We start from the raw sequence: 21,742 nt of genomic DNA on the forward strand, positions 1-21,742 counted from the left end.
AATCCCCCCTTCTTCATTATTGTACAACTGCACTGTTAATCGCTGCGGAAAGTTTCCCGTTCTCTGGAAGAACAGCATCTTCGCCATAGAGCTTCAGCGAAAGCTCAGGTCCTTCCTGTGAAAGGTGTACATTTGTTCCTTCTGCCTTAACTGTAATCAAGTGATCGCGGTACACAATTTTAAATGTGTAGCTTTTCCACGCTTTTGGAATAAACGGAGCAAACGACAGTGTTTCATTGAATGTTCTCATGCCGGCAAAGCCCTGCACGATGGATAGCCATGAGCCTGTCATGCTTGTGATATGCAGGCCGTCCTCTGTGTCGTTGTTATAGTTATCCAGATCAAGTCTTGCTGTTCTGTTGTACATTTCATATGCTTTTTCTTCCATGCCGAGCTCTGCCGCAAGGATGGAGTGAACACATGGTGAAAGGGAAGATTCATGAACGGTCATCGGCTCATAAAATTCAAAGTTGCGGCGCTTTTCTTCTTCTGTAAATTGGTCATTCAAGAAGTACATTCCCTGCAGCACATCTGCCTGCTTGATAAAGCAGCTTCTTAAAATTTTATCCCATGACCAGTTCTGGTTGATTGGACGGTCTTCCGGCTTCAGCTCATCAGCAGGCATCAGCTCTTTATCAAGGAACGTATCATGCTGAACGAAAACCTGCTGCTCCTCATCATAAGGAAGGTACATGTTCGCCGCAATATCCTGCCACTTTTCGATCTCTTCGCTTGTGATTCCGAGCTCATCGATTTTGTCAGCATGACCGTTTTCTTTTAAATACTGGACTGTTTTCATCGTATAATTCAGCGTCCACTGAGCCATTACATTCGTATACCAGTTGTTGTTAACATTGTTGTCGTACTCGTTCGGACCTGTGACACCGTGCATCATATAGACCGCTTTTTTTGCATGATAATGCACGCGGTCTGCCCAGAAGCGGGAAATGCCAGTCAGGACTTCAAGGCCGTATTCATGGAGATACGCTTTGTCGCCGGTGTAATTGACATAGTTATAAATCGCATAGGCAATCGCCCCATTGCGGTGAATTTCTTCAAATGTAATTTCCCATTCATTATGGCACTCAACCCCTGTAAAGGTCACCATCGGGTAGAGAGCGCCTTTCAGCCCCTGCTGGCGGGCATTATGGTAAGCCCCTTCAAGCTGGTTGTGCCTGTACACGGTAAGATTTCTCGCAATGGCCGGCTTCGCTGTTGATAAGTACAAAGGAAGTGCGTAAGCCTCTGTATCCCAGTAAGTTGCCCCGCCATATTTTTCTCCTGTAAAGCCCTTAGGACCAATGTTCAGGCGGGCATCTTCACCATAATATGTGCTGAACAGCTGGAACAGATTAAAGCGGATTCCCTGCTGGGCTTCTGCATCGCCTTCAATTTCCACATCCGCCATTTCCCAGCGCTTCAGCCAGCCTGCTTTATGCTCTTCAAGCAAAGCAGCATAGCCTTTTTCCGTCTGCTCTGCTAAAACCGCTTTTCCTTTCGCAATCAGCGCATCCTTTGGATGATCCCTGTCTGTTGTCACAGCAGCGTACTTATAAAGAACAGAGGCTTTTCCCTTCTCTGCTTTCATTGTAATGATGTTGTCAGCATACTCGCTTTTTTGGTTCGGCGAAACAGAAACAACGTCACCCTCTGCTTCAATTTTCATCGCAGCGCTTACGGTGAAAACTGGCGCACCAAACGGATTTCCTTTAGTTTTCATGACAAGTGCTGCTTCGTATTCCCCTGTTTCAATGCTTTCCTCTTGCCAGAAATCCTCCTCATAGTTCGAGTCCTCATTCCGGATATCACCGTCAAGGTAAGGAATAAACGTAATCTCGCCATCATAGTTCACAGGTACTGCGGAATATTTGATGACAGCCAATTGGCTCTCAGCAACAGACAAGAAGCGGACAACATGAAAAGCTGTTTCTTTTTCATCTTTCACAACCGTGAATTTCCGCTCCAGCACGCCATGCTGCATATCAAGCTCACGGCTGTACTCCTTCACCTCGTCCTTGAAAAGATCCACTTCCTCGCCGTCAACCAGCACACGGATGCCTAGGTAGTTGATCGAATTGATGACCTTGCCGAAATATTGCGGATAGCCGTTTTTCCACCAGCCGACTCTTGTCTTATCTGGAAACCAAACGCCTGCAATATAAGAACCTCTATGAAAATCTCCGGAATACATCTCTTCAAAATTTCCGCGCATCCCCATGTGGCCGTTGCCGATGCTCATCATGCTTTCAGCCAATCGGAATTCGTCTTTATGAAGCTCTGATTCAATGATCTTCCAGTTATCTACCTCAAATAATCTTTTCATCACTTTCACCCTTTTCTCCAGCTCATTGTGCAACCGTTTTCACAACAGCGGAAAAATTTTTTAATCCGCTTTCATTATACTATCATTTTCCTATTATAGATAACTATTATTTGAATTAATTTGAAAAAAGAAAAGCGGAGGCCGCTTGTTCAGCCCTGACAAGCATAAGACGATCAGCCGGGGAAAGGCGATCTTTCCTTTCCCTGGATGAGCGGCTTATGACCTCGAGGGGCTAGCGGCCGGAGCTGGACAATAAGAAAAGCGCAAGCGGCTCGTTCAGCCCCGACAAGCGCTGGAGGAAAATCCCGAAAAGTCCGGTCTTAGACTTTTTGGGATTTTTCGAAGTGACTCGAGGGGCTAGCCGCTGGAGCTGGACAGAGAAAAGCGGAGGCCGCTTGTTCAGCCCCGACAAGCATAAGACTATCAGCCGGGGAAAGGCGATCTTTCCTTTCCCTGGATGAGCGGCTTATGACCTCGAGGGGCTAGCGGCCGGAGCTGGACAATAAGAAAAGCGCAAGCGGCTCGTTCAGCCCCGACAAGCGCTGGAAGAAAAAACCGAAAAGTCCGCACTTAGACTTTTTGTTTTTTTATGAAGCGACTCGAGGGGCTAGCTGCTGGAGCTGGACAGAGAAAAGCGGAGGCCGCTCGTTCAGCCCTGACAAGCGCTGGTTATACATACTGATATTAATAGGAAAGCAGGCCCGCTGCAGCCAGGCCTTCTCTTTATTCCGCTTTCACCAAACGATCCTCCTGCACATCCGTCCTCTCCTTTAACCCAGGCAGAATCACCATGTATATAAAAATGCCGCTTGCCCCGATTGCTGTAATGAAAAGCGAGGAAACAAAGCTTGAAAAGAATCCGCTCAACGTGACGGTGATGGAGCAGATGAGCATCCCCAGGTTAAAATTCAGGCCGGATACCGCCATATAGGAGCTTCTGGCATCCTCAGGCGGGAGGCTTGCCGTATAGTGCTGCTGAATCGGCGTCTTCATCACCTCTGCAACAGTAGCGAATGCCATAGCTGCAAAAAGCACCCATATATTAAGAGAGTAGGAGATTACACCGTAGCCTGCGGTAAAAACAATGCACCCGGCGATCAGAACCGTGCTTTCTTTCATTTTGGATGCCAGGCGCACAGCAAATAAAGCTAGAATTACGACTAGAATCGTATTTTCTGTCCTAAGGAACCCAACCATCTCCGTCCCTCCGAAAGCCCAGCCGAAAACATGTTGCATCGGCAAATCATTGCTCAAGCGGATGCTGATATAGTTTGTCAGCTGAAACTCCATCGAGAGGACAAGCACACCTGAAACGACGAAGAGAACAAACACTCTGTCCTTCAATACTGTTCCATAGCTTTTCAAAAGACCAGCCGCATGCTGTGCGGCTGACTTTGCCGCGCTTTCCTTCGGAGTATGGCTTTCGCTGATAAAAAACACAATCAGGACCCATGCGCAAAAAGCGGCAGCCGACATAGCTGCAAAAAGCTCGAACAAATAATGCTCAAACAAGAGGCCTCCAGCTATCCCGCCAATCGCTACAGAAAGATTACTCGTCCAATATAATATCGTGTACATCAGCTTCCGTTCCTCCGTCCTGCTCACATCAATCAGCATTGCCTGATTGGCAGGCCCTGCAAGCCCCCAGCAGATGCTGTTCAGCGACATCATGCAAAACGTAAGCACCGGTGAAAAAAACCACGGAGAGTTTGAGAGCATCATTACCGTAAAAGCAAGAAACCGCAATGACTCGGCCAGCACAATTGTCTTCTTTCTCCCAAACTGATCGGAAATATATCCGCCGATAAAATTAAAAAAGATACCGATGAAAACATTCACTAAAAGCAGCAGTCCCGTCGTTTTCAGCCCAAAATAATGAGATAAATAAATAGCCATGAAAGGATAAACCATACTGCCGACGGTCGAACTGATAAATGATTCCGCCAGCCGGATTTTAATCGTCGGGTGAAACTGCCGCAATTCCTTCATCCCTTCTCCCTCCTCTAAAGCATTTCTTGTTAAATAGTACCATTTCCCAATTCCTAAATGAATAGGAAAAGACTGAACAAATTTTCTTTCATTTACTGAAGCATCTTTGGTATGGTAAGAAGGAATCCATTCCATCCTGGAAAGTGCATACTGCTTAGAAAGAAGGGAAATCTTGAAAAACAAGCAAACCTACCTCATCCTAATCGGCATCATGCTGTTATGGGGGTTTAACGTCTCTTTTCTTAAAATTATTGTCACAAGCTTTATGCCTGTCACCATGACCTCCTTCCGCATTTTTACAGCAGGCATCACCGTTCTGACGATACTCGCTATCATCAAGCAGCTCAGAAAGCCGACATTGCAGGAAATTAAATTTATCGTATTTGGCGGCCTTCTGAATGTCGTCGGCCATCATTACTTTCTTTCTACAGGACTAGCCAAAACCACTGCCGCAAACGGCGGCCTGATTCTCGGTCTCGGACCAGTGCTTACAGCCATCTTTTCGATTATTTTTCTAAATAAAAAATTAACCCCCCTCAAGCTCGCAGGCTTTCTGCTCGGCTTTGCAGGGGTCACCTTTACTGTTCTTGCCGGCGGAAAAGGAATCACCTCCATCAACATCGGCGACCTGGACATTTTCATCTGCATCATCAGCCAGGCAGCGAGCTTCATGATTGTCAGCAAAGCCGCTAAAATCATGGACCCGCGCCTGCTGACTGGCTATATGCTAATCTTCGGGTCTTTCATTCTCTTTGGCCTCGGCCTCTGGACAGAACCCGGCGGACTCGCCAGCATGGCAACCGGCTCCCTGACCGTCTGGGCCTGCTTTTTCGCATCAGCCGTCTTTGCCACAGCTGTCGGCCACATGACCTACAACAGCGTCATCGGCAAAGCAGGAGCAGCGGAAGCATCCATCTTTATGAACCTGAACACCTTTTTCGCCCTGCTCGGCTCTGCCCTCCTGCTCGGCGAAAAAATTCTTCCCGCTCACTTCATAGGCCTCCTGCTCATCATCGGAGGCGTGCTCCTCGGATCTGGAGCCATTGAAGAGCTCAGAACGAGAAGCAGAAACCGAAGACAGCGGCAAGAAGAACAAGCAAAATTACATGGCTAAATAATAGATAAAAACCCGAATCACTAGACACTGTGAATCGGGTTTTTCCTTTTGCCATGGATGATACTGAGCATAACAGCACAGCTTACAACAGCAAAAACTGTTAGGTAAGCGGACTTAAAAAGGAGTACTGTAATAAAAGCCAGAAGTATACAAGGAAGAATAATACGTATCATGACAGAGTATTTCCTACGGAAAAAAACTAACAGCCATGAAATACCCAGCCCCACGAAAGATAACCAGGAAAAAAAGTAGGTGCCATAAAAAAAGATCGTTATATTTTCTGCCTTGGAAGGATTGTTGTTGCTTATTGCAATTAGAAATAAATTAAAAATGACAATAAAGGCAAGAATTCCAATAATATGTCTCTTAATGATCGCCATTCCCTCCATTCGCTCTGCTGCCTCTATTATAGAAAAAAAATCCAAAATTGTAACTGCTAAGCTAGCAAAAAAGCAGCTAATCTGCTTAGCTGCTTTTTTATCCTTTGAGCCCCGATCTCCTATGATCAGGGGTTTTAACTTTTTACAAAAACAGTTTATGGCTGGAACCTTAAACTATTTTTTCACCTCCAATAAAAAGGTTAAGCCTGCGCAGTTGGCCGGACAACAATCTCGTTTACATCAACATCTGATGGCTGTTCAATCGCAAACGCAATCGCCCGGGCTATCGCTTCCGGAGACATAGCGATTCTTTCAAAATCCTTGAGCTTCTCTCTTGCAGCAGGATTTGATATGGAAGCCATATCGAATGTTCTGGTCATGCCAGGTGAAATAATCGTTACCCTAATCTCATCACCAGCCTCTTGCCTCAGCCCTTCTGAAATGGCCCGTACAGCATATTTTGTAGCGGAATAGACGGCTTGTGTCGGTACAGTCTTATGTCCAGCTGTTGATGCAATATTAATAAAATGGCCTGATTTCTGCTTTCGGAAAATAGGCAGCGCGGCTGCTATGCCATACAGAACACCCTTGATATTAACATCAATCATATTTTCCCAATCCCGAACGAACAAGTCATCAAGGAGAGAGATAGGCATAACCCCAGCGTTATTTATCACAACATCCACTTTTCCGAAAGTATCTGCAGCATGCTTGACCAGATTTTCAACATCATTTCGCTTTGTCACATCCGTCACCTGAAAACTTGCAGTGCCTCCCTTGGAATGAATGTTTGCGGTCAATTCTTCAAGCTCCTTTTCTCTTCGTGCACCAGCAACTACTATTGCTCCTCGCTCTGCCAGCAAAACTGCAGCCGTTCTTCCCATTCCGCTGCTTGCACCAGTAATAACGATTACCTTATCTTTAATATTCGACATTATTATTCCCCCCGCACTGCCATATTTGATTGGAACCATCATTCCACTGTTAACTTCGCTCATCAACAATGCTTCTTCAGAATAGCTTGTTGCAGTAACAATAAGTCAAGCTTGAATATCCCTGTAAAATAATGCATAGTAAAATAAGAATTCTTATCCTTAATCTTCATTATTTTTTCACCTTTAACCTATTGTTACTATAAGCAAAAGGAGCTAAAAACCTTATGGCATATTCAATGAAATATATCGAGGAACATTTAAATGTGACTGCCAATACACTTAGATATTATGAAAAGGAAGGGCTATTAAAAAATATATCCCGTGATCCCAGAGGACACAGATTATATACTGATCAAAACGTTGAAAGCTTATCTTTTATCCGCACACTTAGAGCCACTAGCATGCCTATTTCCGAAATCAAGCGGTATCTGGATTTATATGATATGGGAGATGCGACTCTTTCTCAACGGAAGGAAATAATGATGCAGCATAAAGTAAAGGTGCAAAACAAAATTAATGAGGATTTAAAACATCTGGAAGCGATTAGTTATAAAGCAGCTATGTATGAAATTAAAGAAAATGAAAGGAATCAGTAAAAGAAGAAAAGCTTTCCCGGGGAGGGAAAGCTTTTCTCATACTATTTAAGCCTCTTCTTTAATATTAAAATCTGCACTGTTCGTCTTAATTTCCTTCAAATCCATATGCTTGCTCGCATAGAACCTGTATACCAGGTAGCAAACAATAATGAACGGAATTCCGCAATACAGCGCCATCCGCTGGTCTGGTATAAAAGCAAGACTGATAATAACCGCCACGTTAAATACGAGAGCAAGAATTGGAACAATCGGATACAGCGGTGTTTTAAACTTCAGGTCCTTCACATTGCCGCCTTCGGCCAAAAACTTCTTCCGTGCCAGCAGGTTGGATAAAGCAATCGATGCCCAGACAAGCACCGCACCAAATCCTGCAATGGATGTCAGCCATAAGTAAACAGTAGTTGGTGCTTTAAATCCACTTATCAGTGAAAGGCAGCCGACAAGCATGCTGACGCTAAGCGCATTAATCGGAACGCCTCTTTTGTTCAGCCTGCCGAAAAACTTCGGAATCATGCCGTTATTGGACATGGACCACAGCATTCTGGACGTTGCGTAAAGCCCTGAGTTCGCTACAGATAAAACAGCTGTAATAATAACAAAGTTCATAATATCAGCCGCATACGGAATCCCGATTTTATCAAACACCACCACAAACGGGCTTTCTACCTTGTCCGCATTTTCCCATGGAAACAAACCAGCGAGCACGAACACTGCGAGTCCAAAGAACACCAGAATCCGCCATACTGTATTGTTGATCGCCTTTGGAATGGTCTTTTCAGGATGCTCGCTCTCTCCAGCCGTAATTCCCACCAGCTCTGTTCCCTGAAAAGAAAAATTCACCACAATCATCGTTGTCAGGATCGCTAAAAATCCATTCGGAAAAAGACCGCCATGTGATGTGTAGTTGGCAAGAAATGGTGCAGGATCCCCCTTCATCGGCATAAATCCGAACATCGCCGCACCGCCAAGCAAGATAAACACAATAATTGTTGCAACCTTAATGAATGAAAACCAGAACTCCACTTCCCCGAAGCTCTTTGTAGAAAGGGCATTAATACTGAAAAGCAGAACCGCAAACACAATACACCAAATCCATGTCGGTACATCCGGAAACCACCGTTCCATCAAGAGGCTCACCGTCAAAAGCTCAAGCCCGACCGTCACAGCCCAGTTCAGCCAGGCGATCCAGCCAATCATATAACCGGTTCCAGGCGAAATAAACTTCGTTGCGTACGTCTGATAGGAACCAACATCAGGCAAAGCCACGGCAAGCTCCCCAAGGCAAAGCATCGTCAAATACATTACAAACCCGCCAAACAAATAAGCAGCCAGCGCCCCGCCCGGACCTGCTTCATGAATGGTTACGCTTGTCCCCAAAAACAAGCCTGTTCCAATCACGCCCCCAAGCGCAATCATCAGGACATGTCTTCCTTTCAGCTCTCTCTTTAAAGATTGATTGTTTCCCTGACTCATGGACATTTCCCCTTCGGTAAAATATGTAAGCGCTTAAAAAATAAGATTATAGCTTTCCTGCAATACTAAAAACATGTACACTTTTGGATTTTTTCACCAATTAATACAGTATAATTGCACGCTTTTCACTAGTTTACTATTTCTTAATAATATAATCCACAAATAGTATAAAAAATTCGAAATGGGTAAAATTTTCCGATAATATGGCAAATGCACAGAGAATAACCTTTCCACATAACCTAACTATATAATCAAAATACAAAGGTGAAAAAAGTGAGAAAAAAACTAATCAGCACAAGCGCAAAAGGACTCGCAGCTGACTCCTTCCCGATGCAGCTGTACCAAAAAGCCAAAAAATTCGGCACATGGAATCCAGCGGACATCGACTTCTCAAAGGACCAAGAAGACTGGCACTCCCTTTCAGAGGGGCAGAGAGAATGGGCAATCAAGCTCCTCGCCCAGTTTCAGGGCGGAGAAGAAGCCGTCACACTGGACCTGCTTCCCCTTCTGATGGTCACAGCCAGAGAAGGCCGTCTCGAAGAAGAAATCTACCTGACCACCTTCTTATATGATGAGGCCAAGCACACTGAATTCTTCCGCCTCGTTCTTAATGCTGTCGGCGAACACGGGGACCTCTCCCACCATCATTCAGAAGCCTATAAAAAAATCTTCTACGAGCTTCTTCCGGAAGTGATGGAAAAGCTCTGGCATGACCAATCACCAGAAGCCATCGCAGACGCCTCCTGCGTCTACAACATGTTTGCCGAAGGCGTCCTCGCCGAAACAGGCTACAAAGCCTTTCACGACGGCCTTCAAACCATCGGCAAAATGCCGGGCCTGCTTAAAGGCATCGAACACCTGAAACGCGACGAAGCCAGACACATCAGCTACGGCACCTACCTCCTCCAGCGCCTGATCTCAGAACACCCGCACCTCTACCCGCTCATCCTGAAAAGACTCACAGAGCTCGCACCCATAGCAGCAGAGCTCAACGCAGAAGGCATGGTTCTCAGACAGAAAGACAGCGGAAAACAAGCAGCTGCCATTCAGGATATTCAGCAATTTTCGGCGAAGCAGCTCAGGGTGCGGATGGAGATTTTGGGGAGGGCGCGCGGGCGGACGGTGGAGGAGATTTTTAGAGGGGATGGCGGGGAGTGAGTGAGGGGATGGGGGCAGTCTCTGCCCCTACAAACCTGCTGCTCCTGTCCCCCACCAGGCTAGTGTATTAAAGGCCTGACCCCAAACCTTTAATCCCTTCTCTCCCAAGGGATTCTTCAAATCTCCCCTGTCCCCTATCAATTTAACGGATCAAGGGACAAGTGCCCCCTATATGACACCTGTCCCCCGCTCCTTTAATACACAAAAGACCTGTCCCCCATCTTCTTAACCCTTGCTGCTGTAGAAAAACGGCATGCTGTATCTGTCGTTCAACACTTTAACGCATCAAGGGACAGGGGCACCATTAAAGTGGGGTCAGGTGTTTTTGCCTTCGCTCAACATCTTTGTGTTTGGCTAAAAGTCCCTGTCCCCCTTTTCTGGCTGTCTCTGTCCCCCGCTTCGCTAGTGTATGAAAGACCTGTCCCCAACTGCTGGATCCCTTTTCTATCGAGGCCTTACAGAGCAAAGCACCTGTCCCCTGTCGAATTAACGCAAATGGGGACAGGCTGCTTATATGAAGCGCCTGTCCCTCAGCACTTTAATAAACTAAAGCCCTGTCCCCACTATAAGTAATCCAGCATTCTACAAGGGCTTAAAGATCAGTTCACCTGTCCTGTTATCCGCTAACGTATTGAGGGACAGGTTCGCTTTAAGAGGGGGAGGGAGCTTTCCACCCTTAGCCTTTTCCTTCCATACCCAACCCCCCCAAAAAGCCCACTCTAACCCATCCCCCCTCGCCACTCCTCAGGCAGCAAACCATAATACCCCCACTGCAAATACCGGTCATCCACCAGCACGATCACGCCTTCATCCTCTTCCGTCCGGATCAGCCGTCCTCCTGCCTGGAGGACTTTGTTTATGCCCGGGTAGACATAGGCATAGTCATAGCCATTTTTGCCTGCGGATTGGAAATAGTCTTTGATGATGTTTCGTTCAAAGCTGATTTGCGGCAGGCCGACGCCGACGATGACGACGCCTGTGAGGCGGTTTCCTTTCAGGTCGATGCCTTCGGAGAAGACGCCGCCGAGGACGGCGAAGCCGACTTTGCTTCTTTTTTTGTGTTCTTCAAAGAAGGCGAGGAAGGCTTCGCGTTCTTGTTCGGCCATGCCTGAGGATTGGATGATGTGATCAGCGTCAGGCAGGTCTTCAGCGTAGGCCTCATAGGTTTCGTTCATGTATTTGTAGGAGGGGAAAAAGAATAGGTAGTTCCCCGGCCGTTCTTCGAGCAGATTGTACAGCGTGTGGACAAGCTGCGGTTTTGTCCGTTCTCTGTCTTTGAATCTGGTGGAGAGCGGATGAATGTGAACCTGCAGCTGCTCTTTGAAAAAGGGCGAAGGAATTTTGACGCTGTAGTCTTCGTCCCGGTTTCCGCCAAGCATGTCCATGAAATATCCTGCTGGCGACAGGGTGGCGGAAAAGTAGACGATGGATTTGTAGGCTTTTCCTGCCTGTCTGAGAAGATGGGATGGGTCAAGACAGAAGAGCCTGATTCTGACTTCGCTTTTTTCGGTTTCTAACAGGATTTTGTATCTTTCATCAAAGAGCTTGAAGATTCTCAAGAAGCCTGCTGTTTCAAAGAAGCATTCCAGAAGAGGCTCGTCTCCTCCTCCTGACAATAGCTCTTGTTCGGCTTGAAGCTGAAACTGCTCAAGCATGGCGATCAGCTCTTCAGGCACTTCTTCAAGCAGCCGTTCGCTGCCTGAACCGTCTTTTTTCAGCTGCAGCAGATAGTCATTCAGCTTCTTTGCTGCATCCTGCAGGGGCGGGTTCTTCGTTTTCCATTCTCTTTTCAGGTTAAGGAACCGGCTTTTCTTGATTTCAGCAGAGTACATGCTTCTTGCTCTGTCAACGAGGTTATGAGCTTCGTCAACGAGCAGCACAGTTTGCTTTTTTTGTTCGTCCAGGAGCCGTTTCAGCGAGACCTTTGGATCGAAAATATAATTGTAGTCGCAGATGACGGCATCTGCCGTGTAGGCTAAATCAAGGGAAAATTCAAATGGACAAAGCTTGTGCTTGAGCGCGTACGCTTCTATTGCGGTTCTGTCCAGTGCTGACTCATTTTTTAATAGATCAAGCATGCCTTCGTTTACTCTGTCATAGTAGCCGTCTCTGAACTCACAGTACTCCTTTGTACAGCTGCCGCAGTCTGTAAAGCAGATTTTATCTTTTGCGGTTATGGTGACGGTTTTGAGAGCCAGCCCTTTTTCTCTCATCTGTCCGAAGGCTTCCTGTGCCGCCGTTCTTGTAATGGTTTTGGCTGTCAGATAAAAGATGCGCTGGGTGAGTCCTTCTCCCATTGCTTTTACAGACGGGAAAATGGTTGAAATGGTTTTGCCCGTCCCTGTGGGCGCATTTGCGAACAAAGCCTGCTTGTCTGAGATGGCTTTATAAACAGAGCCGGCAAATTGCTTCTGCCCCTGTCTGTAAGAAGCAAACGGAAAGGACAGTTCTTTTATGGAGTGATCCCTCTGTTCTCGGTGGCGGGCCATGAGTGCAGCAAAGGGTTCATAGCCTTCAAGCATTTTATAGAAAAAAGCTTCCAGCTCCTTGAGGGGAGCTGTTTCTCTGAATCTTTTCTTTTCGCCTGTTTCCTTTTGCACATAGGTGAGCTGAACATCGATTTCAGAGAGGCTGCTGTCTCTCGCATAGATCCAGGCGTACACCCTGGCCTGGGCCCAGTGAACAGCTGCGCCCTCTGAAATATCAGCAAGCGGCTTTGCCGTTGATTTGATTTCATCAATCACCATTTTTCCGTCTTCTGAAAGGAGGCCGTCGCATCTTCCTTCTACAAAGAATAAGAGATCCTTATACGGCACCTCTGCTTTTAAATAGACTTCCTTCAGATCCAATTCTCCATATTCCTTCTGTATCCCCTGATGAATCCGGGTTCCTTCCTGCATAGCGGTGCTGGAACGGAACCCGGATTCGATGCTTCCTGATTTGCAGACATACTCAACAAGATGCCTTACAGATATTTTTACTTCCTTTGCCATTTGCTCCGCTCCTCTGTTATTTCCTTCTCTATAGTTTAAACCGGTTAGGCAGTTTAGACAAAATCGGCATCCATTGAGCAACTGTTTTAGGCACTTTGTTATATTTCTCAATTTTCAGAAAAATAAACTGAGTCATATCTCACCGTTGTCTTATTTCATGAAAAAAATGAAAGAAATATCAATATATTACCTTCTTGAAATATTCTCCAAAAACTCCTATACCACTGGTATTATCGGCTCCTATTCCGTCTATATCTGTCTTAAACACTAGTAAATTATCATAAGTTGAAATGTTTTTGTAACATAAATAGCATCCTTTTGATACACGCCTGTCATATATTGCTGGTATTGTATACCATTATATACATAAAGGGGACTAGGACTTTTGAAGAAGTTTATTATGACTGTTAGCTCGATTGTTATCTTGTCACTTGGATTTTCCGGACAGGCCTTTGGTGCTTCATCCAGCTACAAAGTAAAAGCTGGTGATACTTTATGGGGTATTGCCCAAAAAAACCATGTTACTGTGGCTCAGCTAAAAAAGTGGAATAAACTCTCTACTGACCTAATCAAAAGAAACCAGGTCATTAGGCTTTCACAGCCTGCGACGACTGTTAAAGCAGCTTCCACTGCAAAAAAAGCTGCAGTGAGTGCAAAAAAAGCTTCCTACAAATCAATGACGTTCAAAGCGACAGCCTATACAGCAAGCTGCAAAGGGTGCAGCGGCATTACGGCAACAGGCATCAACCTGAAGAAAAATCCAAATGCTAAGGTTATTTCAGTAGACCCGCGCGTTATCCCGCTCGGCACAAAGGTTTATGTTGAAGGTTACGGATATGCCATAGCAGCTGACAGAGGCCATGCGATGCAGGGTAATAAAATTGATGTTTTCTTCTCTTCTAAGTCAAAGGCTTACAGATGGGGAGTTAAAACTGTAAAAGTAAGAATTTACCGCTAATAGATAGAAAACCTGCAGCTTAAGCTGCAGGTTTTTTTTATGTTCTTCAAGCACCCAATGGCAGAGTGACCGTAACAGTCGTTCCTTTCCCGATGATGCTTTCATATCGGACTTTGCCATGAATGGTTTCTATAATTTTTAATGATACCGCTGTGCCGAGGCCTGTTCCTTTTTCTTTCGTTGTATAGTAGAGGGTGCCGATTCTTGAGATTTGCTCAGGCGTCATCCCTTTGCCGGTATCCGTGATCGATACAACTGCTCCCTTGTCCTGCAGGCTGAGTATAACGGAAACTTTGCCGCCTTCTTCTGTTGCTTCAATGCCGTTTTTGATCAGGTTGATCATCGCCTGGCTTAACTGGCTTCTATCTGTTTCAATGGTTAAAATGCCGGCCAGGCTTCTCTCAAGAAGAACTCCTTTATTTACAGCATACGGCTCAAGCAGCTGGCAAATATCCCTGAGCAGTTCGTTAAGCTGAAATTTTTCTATTTTTTCAAGCTTTGGCTTGGAGAAGTTCAGGTAATCGCTGATAATGGCTTCTGCCCGGTTAATTTCGCTGAGGAGGAGCGGCAGGTATTCATATTTGCCTTCCTTTTCATTTCCCTGCATCAGCTGAAGAAAACCTTTTACAACAGTGAGCGGATTCCGGATTTCATGTGCGATGGAAGCGGCCATCTCTCCTATTGTATTCAGCTTTTCAGAACGGATAATTTCCTGCTTCATTTCTTTCTTCTCAATGCTTGCTTCCAGCAGCCTTGATCCAATCGCAGCTGCCGCCCCCTGAAGGCTGCCATAGACGAGAAGGCAGTACCAAAATCCTTCTTCTTCGAAAAAAGACATGGTGCTGTTTGACAGATAATAAACAAGGATGACGACCGTTTGGATGACAATAGGCGAAAAACCAAGGGAAGTGCTGATCATCATTCGTTTTTTCTTAGAAAAATCACGAAGAAATATGCCAGAGTACTTGTAAGGAAGAACAGCTGCGAGCAGCATGTAGCCATAGCTGTACAGCAGACCGCTGCCGCCGATGATCGTTCTTTCTGCCATCAATACAGCAAGGACAATCAGTCCTGCTTTGCGCCCGCTGTAAAGCATGGCCAGCACAATCGGGACATAGCGCAAATCCCAGTAGATCGTGTAATCGATTTTGCTGAACATCAGGCAAAGGACTGAAGCTGTTCCGTAGGTAATCCCGACAAATAAGGAAGACTGGCCTATCCGGCGATTTTCATAAACAAAACTGTGCAGCATGACAGGTGAGAGTACAATCAGCACATGCAGGAGCAGCTTTTCAGCCAGCATCTCAAATCATCTCCGCTTTCCATTATAATGAATGGCTGTTAGTAAAAGATGCAGCCCTGCTATTTGTTTACGACACCGCTGCGGCAATTCCTCCCTTTGTCAGTGAGTATTTATTCCTATGCTATTCCATATTGCTGTGCTTAGAGAAAGCGGCTTCGTGTGAAACCTTTTTCGCTTTTCCGTACTCAAGGCAAATGGCATCAAATAAGATGTGGGCGCATTGGTCAAAAAGCGAGCCGAGCGGCTGCACAGACCCGCTTTCTCCTTCTCTTCTGAACTTTGTCGCCGCCGGAATCACAAGATGACTGTCAGCACTTTTTCCGAGAGGAGAATCGGGGTTTGTTGTGACGGCAATCACCTTTACGCCAATTTCCCGCGCTTTTTCAGCGGTCCAGACAGTTTGTTTCGTTGTGCCGGAGCCTGAAACGGCAATTAAGATATCCCCTTCTTTTAAAGATGGAGTGATCGTTTCCCCAAGCACGAAAACCTCGCCCCCAAGATGCATGAGGCGCATGGCAAAAGATTTGGCCATAAGCCCTGACCTGCCTTCGCCTGCTGTGAAAATTCTTTTGCCTTCAGCAAGCTTTTCAGCAAGCTCTGCAACGTTTTGTTCCTCTACCTTGTTCAGCACATTATCCATTTCTGCCAGAATATCTTGAATGCTGCCCATTATTAGATCCGCTCCTTTTGTTTTATTTTTTCGGCAAAGGCTGCCGCCGCCTGCTCTGGGTCTTCTGCTTTTGTTATGGCAGAGCCGATGATTAAAATATCCGGTGAATATGCCGCAATTTCATCCAGTGTTTCCATTGAGATGCCGCCTGCTGCAGCTGTTTTTTGCTGCAGGCCTGCCGGCTTATGGATGACGAGCTGCTCAGGCTTTCCATGCTCCTGCTGATCTTTGCTGATGTGAAAGCAAAGGATGGCGTTCTCAAGTGTGTAGAGCTTCTTTTTTTCCTCTTCATCTGTTCCTAAGAGATCAATGACCAGCTTTTTCCCTGCCTTGTCCGCTGCTGCCATGCATTGCTCTACAGTGGCAAACGGAGCAGCCCCCATAACGGTTGCGGCGTCAGCGCCAGCCTGGAAACAGAGGTTCATTTCATAAATGGCATTATCCATTGTTTTCATATCTGCTAAAATCACTTTTTCCGGAAACGCCTCTTTAAATCTTCTGACGCTTTCCATGCCGTATTCCTTGATCAGGGAGGTGCCGACCTCGATCCAGTCCGCGTGCTTCCTCGCTTTTTCCGCAATTTCAATGCCTTCCTGTATCGACAATCTGTCTATCGCCAGCTGTATCTGCATGTCTGCTCCGCCTTTCTGATTACTAAATCGATTTAGTAAAAAGTCAAACAATAAAGATAAGCTTGATTGCTTATCTTTATTGTTTTTGTGCTGTTGATTCTCTTATTTCAAGCTTGCAGGTGAAAATGTTTTTTTCTTCTGCCAGTTTTTCGCCCATCATCAGCTTCATTAAGCACTTTGCGGCAAATGCCCCCATTTCATAGGAAGGCTGAATAATGGAGGTGATCGCTGGATGGTAAAAGGAGGCAAAAGGAATATTGTCAAACACAATCAATGAAACATCCTCAGGGATGCTGATGCTTTCCTTTTTGAAAAACGCCAGGGTTTCAAGCAGCACCCGGTCATTCCCGGCAAGAAGCCCTGTCGGCGGTTCTTCCTCAAACAGCCTTTTCATTTCGTTTTGCACCTGGCTGATTTCTGCATTAATCACAGAAAGCTTTTTGACGGGAAGATTGTAATCCTTCATCGCCTGCTTAAATCCTTGTACCCGCTCGATTCTCGGGCTGATCGTTAGCGGCGGTGTGATAATCGAAATTTTTTCATGTCCTTTTTGAATAAGGTGTTCTGCTGCTTCATAGGCAGCTTCTGCATTATTCACGGCAACAGCAGGTATATGGATGCCTTCTGCATAGCGGTCCATAAAAACAACCGGATAATTTTCCTGTTCCATTTTTTTATAGAGAGCCGCATTCTGTCCGGTAGGAAAAATGATCAATCCGTCTACCTGCTTTGCCCGGAGCATTTCGATGTACTTTTTTTCCTTTTCAGAATCATCATCCGCGTTGCAGATAATCGCATGAATATCATGCTGATTAAAGTAGTCTTCAATCGCTCTGCTGATCTCAGTCGACATATAGTGCATGATATTGGCAACGATCACTCCGATCATGGAGGTTCGTTTCTGCTTAAGGCTTCTCGCAATATAGTTCGGCTGATAATCGAGCTCGGCAATGGCTTTTTCAATTTTTTCTTTTGTCGTTTTGCTCATATATTCAAAACGCTGGTTGAGATACTGGGACACCGTGCTTTTTGAAACACCTGAACGGGCTGCGACATCAGCCAGAGTCACTTTCTTCATCTGAATCGATTCCTTTTCGAAAACATTCTGCTACCATCCTATTTTAGCCTTTCAATAAGCGATAATCCAGTCTTAGAAAAGGACGGCTTACTTTGCTGCTTGAAGCACTTCTCCTGTGTGCTGAACCTTTTTCTTCTCTTTAACAGCCACCATTGTAATGATAGCGGACAGCAAGAGAGAAACGGCCATGAATAAATAGGATGCGCCGAATCCTCCTGTAGCATCGTTCAAATAGCCGACAATATAGGCACCGACGAAGGAACCGAGTGCGCCAAGGCTGTTGATCAAGGCCATTGCACCGCCGGCAACGTTTCTCGGCAGCACTTCAGGAACGATGGCAAAGAACGGACCGTACGGAGCATACATAGCTCCTCCTGCGATGATTAACAGGACGAAAGAAAGCCAAAAGCTGCTTGTCCCAACTAAATAAGAAGCATAAAAAGCGAGCGCTCCAATGAGAAGAAACGGCCAGACAAAGGGTTTTCGCTTCATCATCTTATCGGAAAAATAAGAGCAGGCAAGCATCATGATAACAGCCAGCAGGTATGGAACAGCTGAGAGCCAGCCGGTTTTCACAATATCCATATTCGGTGCCGCATTAATAATAGAAGGAAGCCAGAGAACAAATCCGTATACCCCGATGCTCCACAGGAAGTACTGGATGCTTAATAGAATAACAGTTTTGGATTTAAACGCTTCTGCATAATTTTTCACAGGCTTTATGCCGGCCTGTTCTGCTTCCAGTACATTTTTAAGCGTATTTTTTTCATCAGAAGACAGCCATTTGGCATCCTTTGGTTCGTCATTAACAAGCTTCCACCAAATGAAAGCCCAGATGACAGCAGGAATTCCTTCTACAATAAACATCCATCTCCAGCCCACCTGGTTAATCAAGTAGCCTGATACAACAGACATCCAAAGAACAGTTGCCGGATTTCCAAGTATTAAGAACGTATTGGCTCTGGATCGCTCGCGTTTTGTAAACCAATGGCTTAGGAAAACGAGCATTCCCGGCATAACAGCGCTTTCAACTACCCCAAGCATAAAGCGGAGTATGAGCAGAATGGAGACATTGCTTGTCATCCCGATTCCTGCTGCAAGAAAACCCCAGATAATCAAAGACCAGAAAATCAGTTTTTTGGCGCTTTTCTTTTCAGCGTAATGGGCGCCAGGCACCTGGAAGAAGAAATAGCCAAGGAAGAATAACGAACCAAGAAGAGAGGACATAGCCGGAGTGATATGCAGATCTTCTGCCATTCCTCCTGCTGCCCCAAAGCCGTAATTGGCTCTGTCCAAATAAGCGAGACTGTACGTAATAAATACTACTGGGATTAAGCGTAACCATCTGGAACGCGGCAATGATTGTTTCATGATTTACACCCCTTTTATGATTTGTTCTAAATATCCATCAAGCTGCTTTCGGTCCGGATAGCCTTCACTGTCCCCTTTTGACTGAACAGCAAGCGCTCCTATCGCATTTCCGCGCATCACTGCTTCTTTAAGCGGCAGGTCTTCCAATATTCCGCTGATCATACCTGCGGCAAAGCCGTCGCCTGCTCCGACTGTATCCACGACCTCTTTAACCGGAATTCCGCCGACTGTTCCTTCTTCATCTTTCGTCCGGTAATAAACGCCTTCCTTGCCAAGCTTTACAGCAATGGTTTTCACTCCTTGATTCAGGTAGAACTCGGCAATATCTTCAGCCTTATGATATCCCGTCAGGATTTCTCCCTCTTGAATGCCTGGAAAAAGATAATCAGCCTTTGCAGCAATGGAATTTGTGGCCTGAATCATTTCCCCCTCAGATTTCCAAAGGGAAGGACGCAGATTTGGGTCAAAGGAAACGGTTTTTCCTGCAGCTTTCATAAAATGCAGTGCGCGCTCGGCAAAACGCCTCGTGCTTTCAGATAAAGCAAGCGGAATGCCTGTCATATGGAGATGAGAGGCTTCTCCGAAATAATCCGGGTCAAAGTCGTTTTCATCCATATGGCTTGCAGCAGACCCTTTGCGGTAATATTCAACAGCCGGATCCCCTTCTGTTACTTTTGATTTCAGCTGAAAGCCTGTTGGATACCGGGGATCCTTTGCAACACTTCGCACATCCACTTTTTCAGCTGCAAGCTGTGCCATAATATAAGCCCCGAATGAATCATTTCCAACCTTGCTCGCCCAGCCGGATTTAAATCCAAGCCGCGCCAGCCCGATCGCAACATTTGTTTCTGCTCCCGCAAGCGCTTTCGAAAATGACTGAACGTCGGCGAGCGGCCCTTCCTTATCGGCAATAAACATTGTCATGGCTTCTCCGAACGTAACGGTTTCAATAGTAGACATGGCTTTCCCCTGCCTTTCTCAGCAATCTAATGCTTTCTTTTAATTCCTTCTTGTCTGTGAGCGGATACTCAGGAGCCAGCGGAACATCTGTAAGCTCTCTCGCCATCTCTCTGCAGAACTCCATGCTTTCATGTGAAAGTGAGGCTGACGCCCATCCAGATTCTCTTTTTCTGACATCTTTTAAATGAAGATACGCAATCTCGTTTTTTAAGGATGCGTATGCCTCCCGGCTATCTTCATCGCAGGTTTTCCAGTTTCCGAGATCAAACGTCATTTTTACAGGCAGGCTGTATTCTCTTGCTGCTTGGAAAAACGCTGTAAAAGGAGGCAGAGTGCCGCCCGCTTCTGTTTGATTGTTTTCAACCGTTAATTGAAATGGCCTATTTAAAAGCGCCTTCATTTCAGCCATATCGCAAGCTTCTTTTCGGTAGCTCCCAAGATTGACTTTGACGAGACTTGCGCCAAGAGCTTCTGCCTCGGCAAGAACTGTGAGGAGCTGAGCTTCATTCAGGCAGCCATCTTCCAGCCACAAGTCGCACGGAGCTGAGTAGAAGCACTGCAGTCCAAGCAGTGTCAGCTGATTGCCGATTTCATCTAAATCATCCGCTTCTGTCAGCAGCTCTCTTCTGATTTCTACTCCGTCCCCCCCAGCTTCTTTGATTTTTTCAAAAATGTCCATGAGTTTTTCTTCAGCTTGAAAGGAATTCATTGGTAGGATGATGTGTGCCAAGTTGGTTGCTCCTTCACTACTAAATCGTTTTACTAAACCGGTTTATTGACAGTTTAATATATTGAAAGCGTTTTAACAAGTGGGTATTTTATTTATTTAGAAAATTTAAATTGACCATCTTTTCCATTTAGGTTATTATATCGTCATACGATATATCGCTTGGCGATATAATTAGGATGTGGTGCTTATGGCAAAGAAAAGCGCTGAGTCCTTTCTTCCGCTTACACAGGCGACTTATTATATTCTCATCTCTCTGACAGAGCCGCTTCATGGCTATGGCATTATGCAGAAGGTGGAGGAAATGAGCGGCGGGGAAGTCCGGTTAGGTCCCGGAACACTTTACGGCGCCCTGAGCAAGCTGGAAAAGGATAAGGCAATTGAGAAGCTGGATGGGGACGGCAGAAGAAAAGTCTATCAGCTCAGCGACTTTGGAAAAGAACTGATCAGGCTGGATTACTTGCGGATGGCAAAAACCCTTGAGGCAAGCAAGCCTTATCTGAAGCATTTTTTGAAGGGGAGCGGAACATATGAAGCAGATGAAAAGAGTCTTTAAGCTAATCCCTGCGTGGAAAGACGATCAGGAGGAAGAATGGCTCGCTGAAATGAGCCGCAGCGGCTGGCATTTTAAAAAATACAGCTTTCCCTTTTTTACTTTTGAAAAAGGCGCTCCAAAGGAATACGTCTACCGGCTTGATTTCCAAAACAGCATAAATTTTAACAGGGAAGAATACTTGTCCATTTTCGAGGATGCCGGATGGGAGTCGGCAGGAGAATGGGCCGGATGGCAATATTTCAGGACAGAAAGCAGTCATGCTTCTCCTGAAATTTTCACAGATCCGGTATCCAAATCGCAGAAATACAGCCGGCTGCTGACCATGCTCCTTCTCGTCCTCAGTTCTATTGTGGTCATTGGAGCAGTCATTGTTTTCCCTTCTCCGAAGCCCTACATGTTCGCTTTTAAAATTGTCTACGCGTGCCTTATTTTTTTATATGTTTTCCTGATCTCCAGAATGTATTGGAAAATCAGGCAGCTGAGATAACAAAACAGCACCTCCCTTGAAGGGATGGTGCTGTTT

Annotated in this window: 18 protein-coding genes; 6 read left to right on the forward strand and 12 right to left on the reverse strand. The window is 45.7% G+C overall.

Annotated features, from left to right (window positions below; all coding sequences use genetic code 11):
- Window positions 1–16: 16 nt before the first annotated feature.
- A complete protein-coding gene (locus LRR81_RS19965) occupies window positions 17–2,323 on the reverse strand; it encodes a glycoside hydrolase family 65 protein (protein ID WP_231791179.1) in 2,307 nt (768 codons plus the stop codon).
- A gap of 723 nt (window positions 2,324–3,046) precedes the next feature.
- Window positions 3,047–4,312, reverse strand: a complete 1,266-nt coding sequence (locus tag LRR81_RS19970) for an MDR family MFS transporter (protein ID WP_231791180.1) — start codon at window positions 4,310–4,312, stop codon at window positions 3,047–3,049.
- Window positions 4,313–4,484: 172 nt separating this feature from the next.
- Between LRR81_RS19970 and LRR81_RS19975 the strand changes: the two genes are divergently transcribed.
- Entirely contained in the window at window positions 4,485–5,426 is a 942-nt protein-coding gene (locus LRR81_RS19975) for a DMT family transporter (protein WP_231791181.1), read from the forward strand.
- 583 nt (window positions 5,427–6,009) lie between these two features.
- Here the strand turns inward: LRR81_RS19975 and LRR81_RS19980 are convergent.
- On the reverse strand, window positions 6,010–6,744 hold the full coding sequence (locus LRR81_RS19980) for an SDR family oxidoreductase (protein WP_231791182.1): 735 nt from the start codon (window positions 6,742–6,744) through the stop codon (window positions 6,010–6,012).
- Between the two features lie 224 nt (window positions 6,745–6,968).
- Here LRR81_RS19980 and LRR81_RS19985 point away from each other — a divergent pair, with 224 nt between their 5' ends.
- On the forward strand, window positions 6,969–7,340 hold the full coding sequence (locus tag LRR81_RS19985) for a MerR family transcriptional regulator (protein ID WP_231791183.1): 372 nt from the start codon (window positions 6,969–6,971) through the stop codon (window positions 7,338–7,340).
- 45 nt (window positions 7,341–7,385) lie between these two features.
- Here LRR81_RS19985 and LRR81_RS19990 read toward each other — a convergent pair whose 3' ends face one another.
- Entirely contained in the window at window positions 7,386–8,813 is a 1,428-nt protein-coding gene (locus LRR81_RS19990; protein WP_231791184.1) for an amino acid permease, read from the reverse strand.
- 264 nt (window positions 8,814–9,077) lie between these two features.
- Between LRR81_RS19990 and LRR81_RS19995 the strand changes: the two genes are divergently transcribed.
- Window positions 9,078–9,971 carry a R2-like ligand-binding oxidase gene (locus tag LRR81_RS19995; RefSeq protein WP_331716364.1) on the forward strand — a complete coding sequence of 298 codons (894 nt, stop codon included), beginning with the start codon at window positions 9,078–9,080 and terminating at the stop codon, window positions 9,969–9,971.
- A gap of 719 nt (window positions 9,972–10,690) precedes the next feature.
- On the opposite strand, the gene LRR81_RS20000 is transcribed toward LRR81_RS19995, so the two are convergent.
- The gene (locus tag LRR81_RS20000; RefSeq protein WP_231791186.1) at window positions 10,691–12,964 is read right to left on the reverse strand and encodes an ATP-dependent DNA helicase; all 2,274 of its coding nucleotides are present in this window, start codon (window positions 12,962–12,964) and stop codon (window positions 10,691–10,693) included.
- Window positions 12,965–13,349: 385 nt separating this feature from the next.
- Here LRR81_RS20000 and LRR81_RS20005 point away from each other — a divergent pair, with 385 nt between their 5' ends.
- A complete protein-coding gene (locus tag LRR81_RS20005) occupies window positions 13,350–13,922 on the forward strand; it encodes a 3D domain-containing protein (RefSeq protein ID WP_231791187.1) in 573 nt (190 codons plus the stop codon).
- A 46-nt stretch (window positions 13,923–13,968) separates the two neighbouring features.
- On the opposite strand, the gene LRR81_RS20010 is transcribed toward LRR81_RS20005, so the two are convergent.
- From LRR81_RS20010 to LRR81_RS20040, 7 genes are all read right to left on the reverse strand, one after another.
- Window positions 13,969–15,225: an ATP-binding protein gene (locus LRR81_RS20010; protein ID WP_231791188.1), complete on the reverse strand. Its 1,257-nt coding sequence runs from the start codon at window positions 15,223–15,225 to the stop codon at window positions 13,969–13,971.
- A gap of 121 nt (window positions 15,226–15,346) precedes the next feature.
- The gene (hxlB, locus tag LRR81_RS20015) at window positions 15,347–15,895 is read right to left on the reverse strand and encodes a 6-phospho-3-hexuloisomerase (protein WP_231791189.1); all 549 of its coding nucleotides are present in this window, start codon (window positions 15,893–15,895) and stop codon (window positions 15,347–15,349) included.
- A gap of 2 nt (window positions 15,896–15,897) precedes the next feature.
- On the reverse strand, window positions 15,898–16,527 hold the full coding sequence (gene hxlA, locus LRR81_RS20020; protein WP_231791190.1) for a 3-hexulose-6-phosphate synthase: 630 nt from the start codon (window positions 16,525–16,527) through the stop codon (window positions 15,898–15,900).
- A 76-nt stretch (window positions 16,528–16,603) separates the two neighbouring features.
- Complete coding sequence (locus LRR81_RS20025; protein ID WP_231791191.1) at window positions 16,604–17,605, reverse strand: LacI family DNA-binding transcriptional regulator; 1,002 nt, start codon at window positions 17,603–17,605, stop codon at window positions 16,604–16,606.
- Window positions 17,606–17,692: 87 nt separating this feature from the next.
- Window positions 17,693–18,976 carry an MFS transporter gene (locus LRR81_RS20030; protein WP_231791192.1) on the reverse strand — a complete coding sequence of 428 codons (1,284 nt, stop codon included), beginning with the start codon at window positions 18,974–18,976 and terminating at the stop codon, window positions 17,693–17,695.
- A gap of 3 nt (window positions 18,977–18,979) precedes the next feature.
- Window positions 18,980–19,936, reverse strand: a complete 957-nt coding sequence (locus LRR81_RS20035) for a sugar kinase (RefSeq protein WP_231791193.1) — start codon at window positions 19,934–19,936, stop codon at window positions 18,980–18,982.
- The gene (locus tag LRR81_RS20040; protein WP_231791194.1) at window positions 19,923–20,666 is read right to left on the reverse strand and encodes a sugar phosphate isomerase/epimerase family protein; all 744 of its coding nucleotides are present in this window, start codon (window positions 20,664–20,666) and stop codon (window positions 19,923–19,925) included. The genes LRR81_RS20035 and LRR81_RS20040 overlap by 14 nt, the downstream gene beginning before the upstream one ends.
- A 187-nt stretch (window positions 20,667–20,853) precedes the next feature.
- Here LRR81_RS20040 and LRR81_RS20045 point away from each other — a divergent pair, with 187 nt between their 5' ends.
- A complete protein-coding gene (locus tag LRR81_RS20045; protein ID WP_231791195.1) occupies window positions 20,854–21,219 on the forward strand; it encodes a PadR family transcriptional regulator in 366 nt (121 codons plus the stop codon).
- Window positions 21,194–21,706 carry a DUF2812 domain-containing protein gene (locus LRR81_RS20050; protein WP_231791196.1) on the forward strand — a complete coding sequence of 171 codons (513 nt, stop codon included), beginning with the start codon at window positions 21,194–21,196 and terminating at the stop codon, window positions 21,704–21,706. The genes LRR81_RS20045 and LRR81_RS20050 overlap by 26 nt, the downstream gene beginning before the upstream one ends.
- Window positions 21,707–21,742: the final 36 nt, after the last annotated feature.

This window comes from Metabacillus kandeliae, assembly GCF_021166585.1.
Taxonomy (GTDB): domain Bacteria; phylum Bacillota; class Bacilli; order Bacillales; family Bacillaceae; genus Metabacillus_B; species Metabacillus_B kandeliae.

Bases quoted from the DNA above. Each gene is read 5' to 3' on its own strand.
- LRR81_RS19965 (WP_231791179.1), bottom strand. From the start codon at position 2,323: ATGAAAAGATTATTTGAGGTAGATAACTGGAAGATCATTGAATCAGAG.
- LRR81_RS19970 (WP_231791180.1), bottom strand. From the start codon at position 4,312: ATGAAGGAATTGCGGCAGTTTCACCCGACGATTAAAATCCGGCTGGCG.
- LRR81_RS19980 (WP_231791182.1), bottom strand. From the start codon at position 6,744: ATGTCGAATATTAAAGATAAGGTAATCGTTATTACTGGTGCAAGCAGC.
- LRR81_RS19985 (WP_231791183.1), top strand. From the start codon at position 6,969: ATGGCATATTCAATGAAATATATCGAGGAACATTTAAATGTGACTGCC.
- LRR81_RS19990 (WP_231791184.1), bottom strand. From the start codon at position 8,813: ATGAGTCAGGGAAACAATCAATCTTTAAAGAGAGAGCTGAAAGGAAGA.
- LRR81_RS20000 (WP_231791186.1), bottom strand. From the start codon at position 12,964: ATGGCAAAGGAAGTAAAAATATCTGTAAGGCATCTTGTTGAGTATGTC.
- LRR81_RS20010 (WP_231791188.1), bottom strand. From the start codon at position 15,225: ATGCTGGCTGAAAAGCTGCTCCTGCATGTGCTGATTGTACTCTCACCT.
- hxlB (WP_231791189.1), bottom strand. From the start codon at position 15,895: ATGGGCAGCATTCAAGATATTCTGGCAGAAATGGATAATGTGCTGAAC.
- hxlA (WP_231791190.1), bottom strand. From the start codon at position 16,527: ATGCAGATACAGCTGGCGATAGACAGATTGTCGATACAGGAAGGCATT.
- LRR81_RS20025 (WP_231791191.1), bottom strand. From the start codon at position 17,605: ATGAAGAAAGTGACTCTGGCTGATGTCGCAGCCCGTTCAGGTGTTTCA.
- LRR81_RS20030 (WP_231791192.1), bottom strand. From the start codon at position 18,976: ATGAAACAATCATTGCCGCGTTCCAGATGGTTACGCTTAATCCCAGTA.
- LRR81_RS20035 (WP_231791193.1), bottom strand. From the start codon at position 19,936: ATGTCTACTATTGAAACCGTTACGTTCGGAGAAGCCATGACAATGTTT.
- LRR81_RS20045 (WP_231791195.1), top strand. From the start codon at position 20,854: ATGGCAAAGAAAAGCGCTGAGTCCTTTCTTCCGCTTACACAGGCGACT.
- LRR81_RS20050 (WP_231791196.1), top strand. From the start codon at position 21,194: ATGAAGCAGATGAAAAGAGTCTTTAAGCTAATCCCTGCGTGGAAAGAC.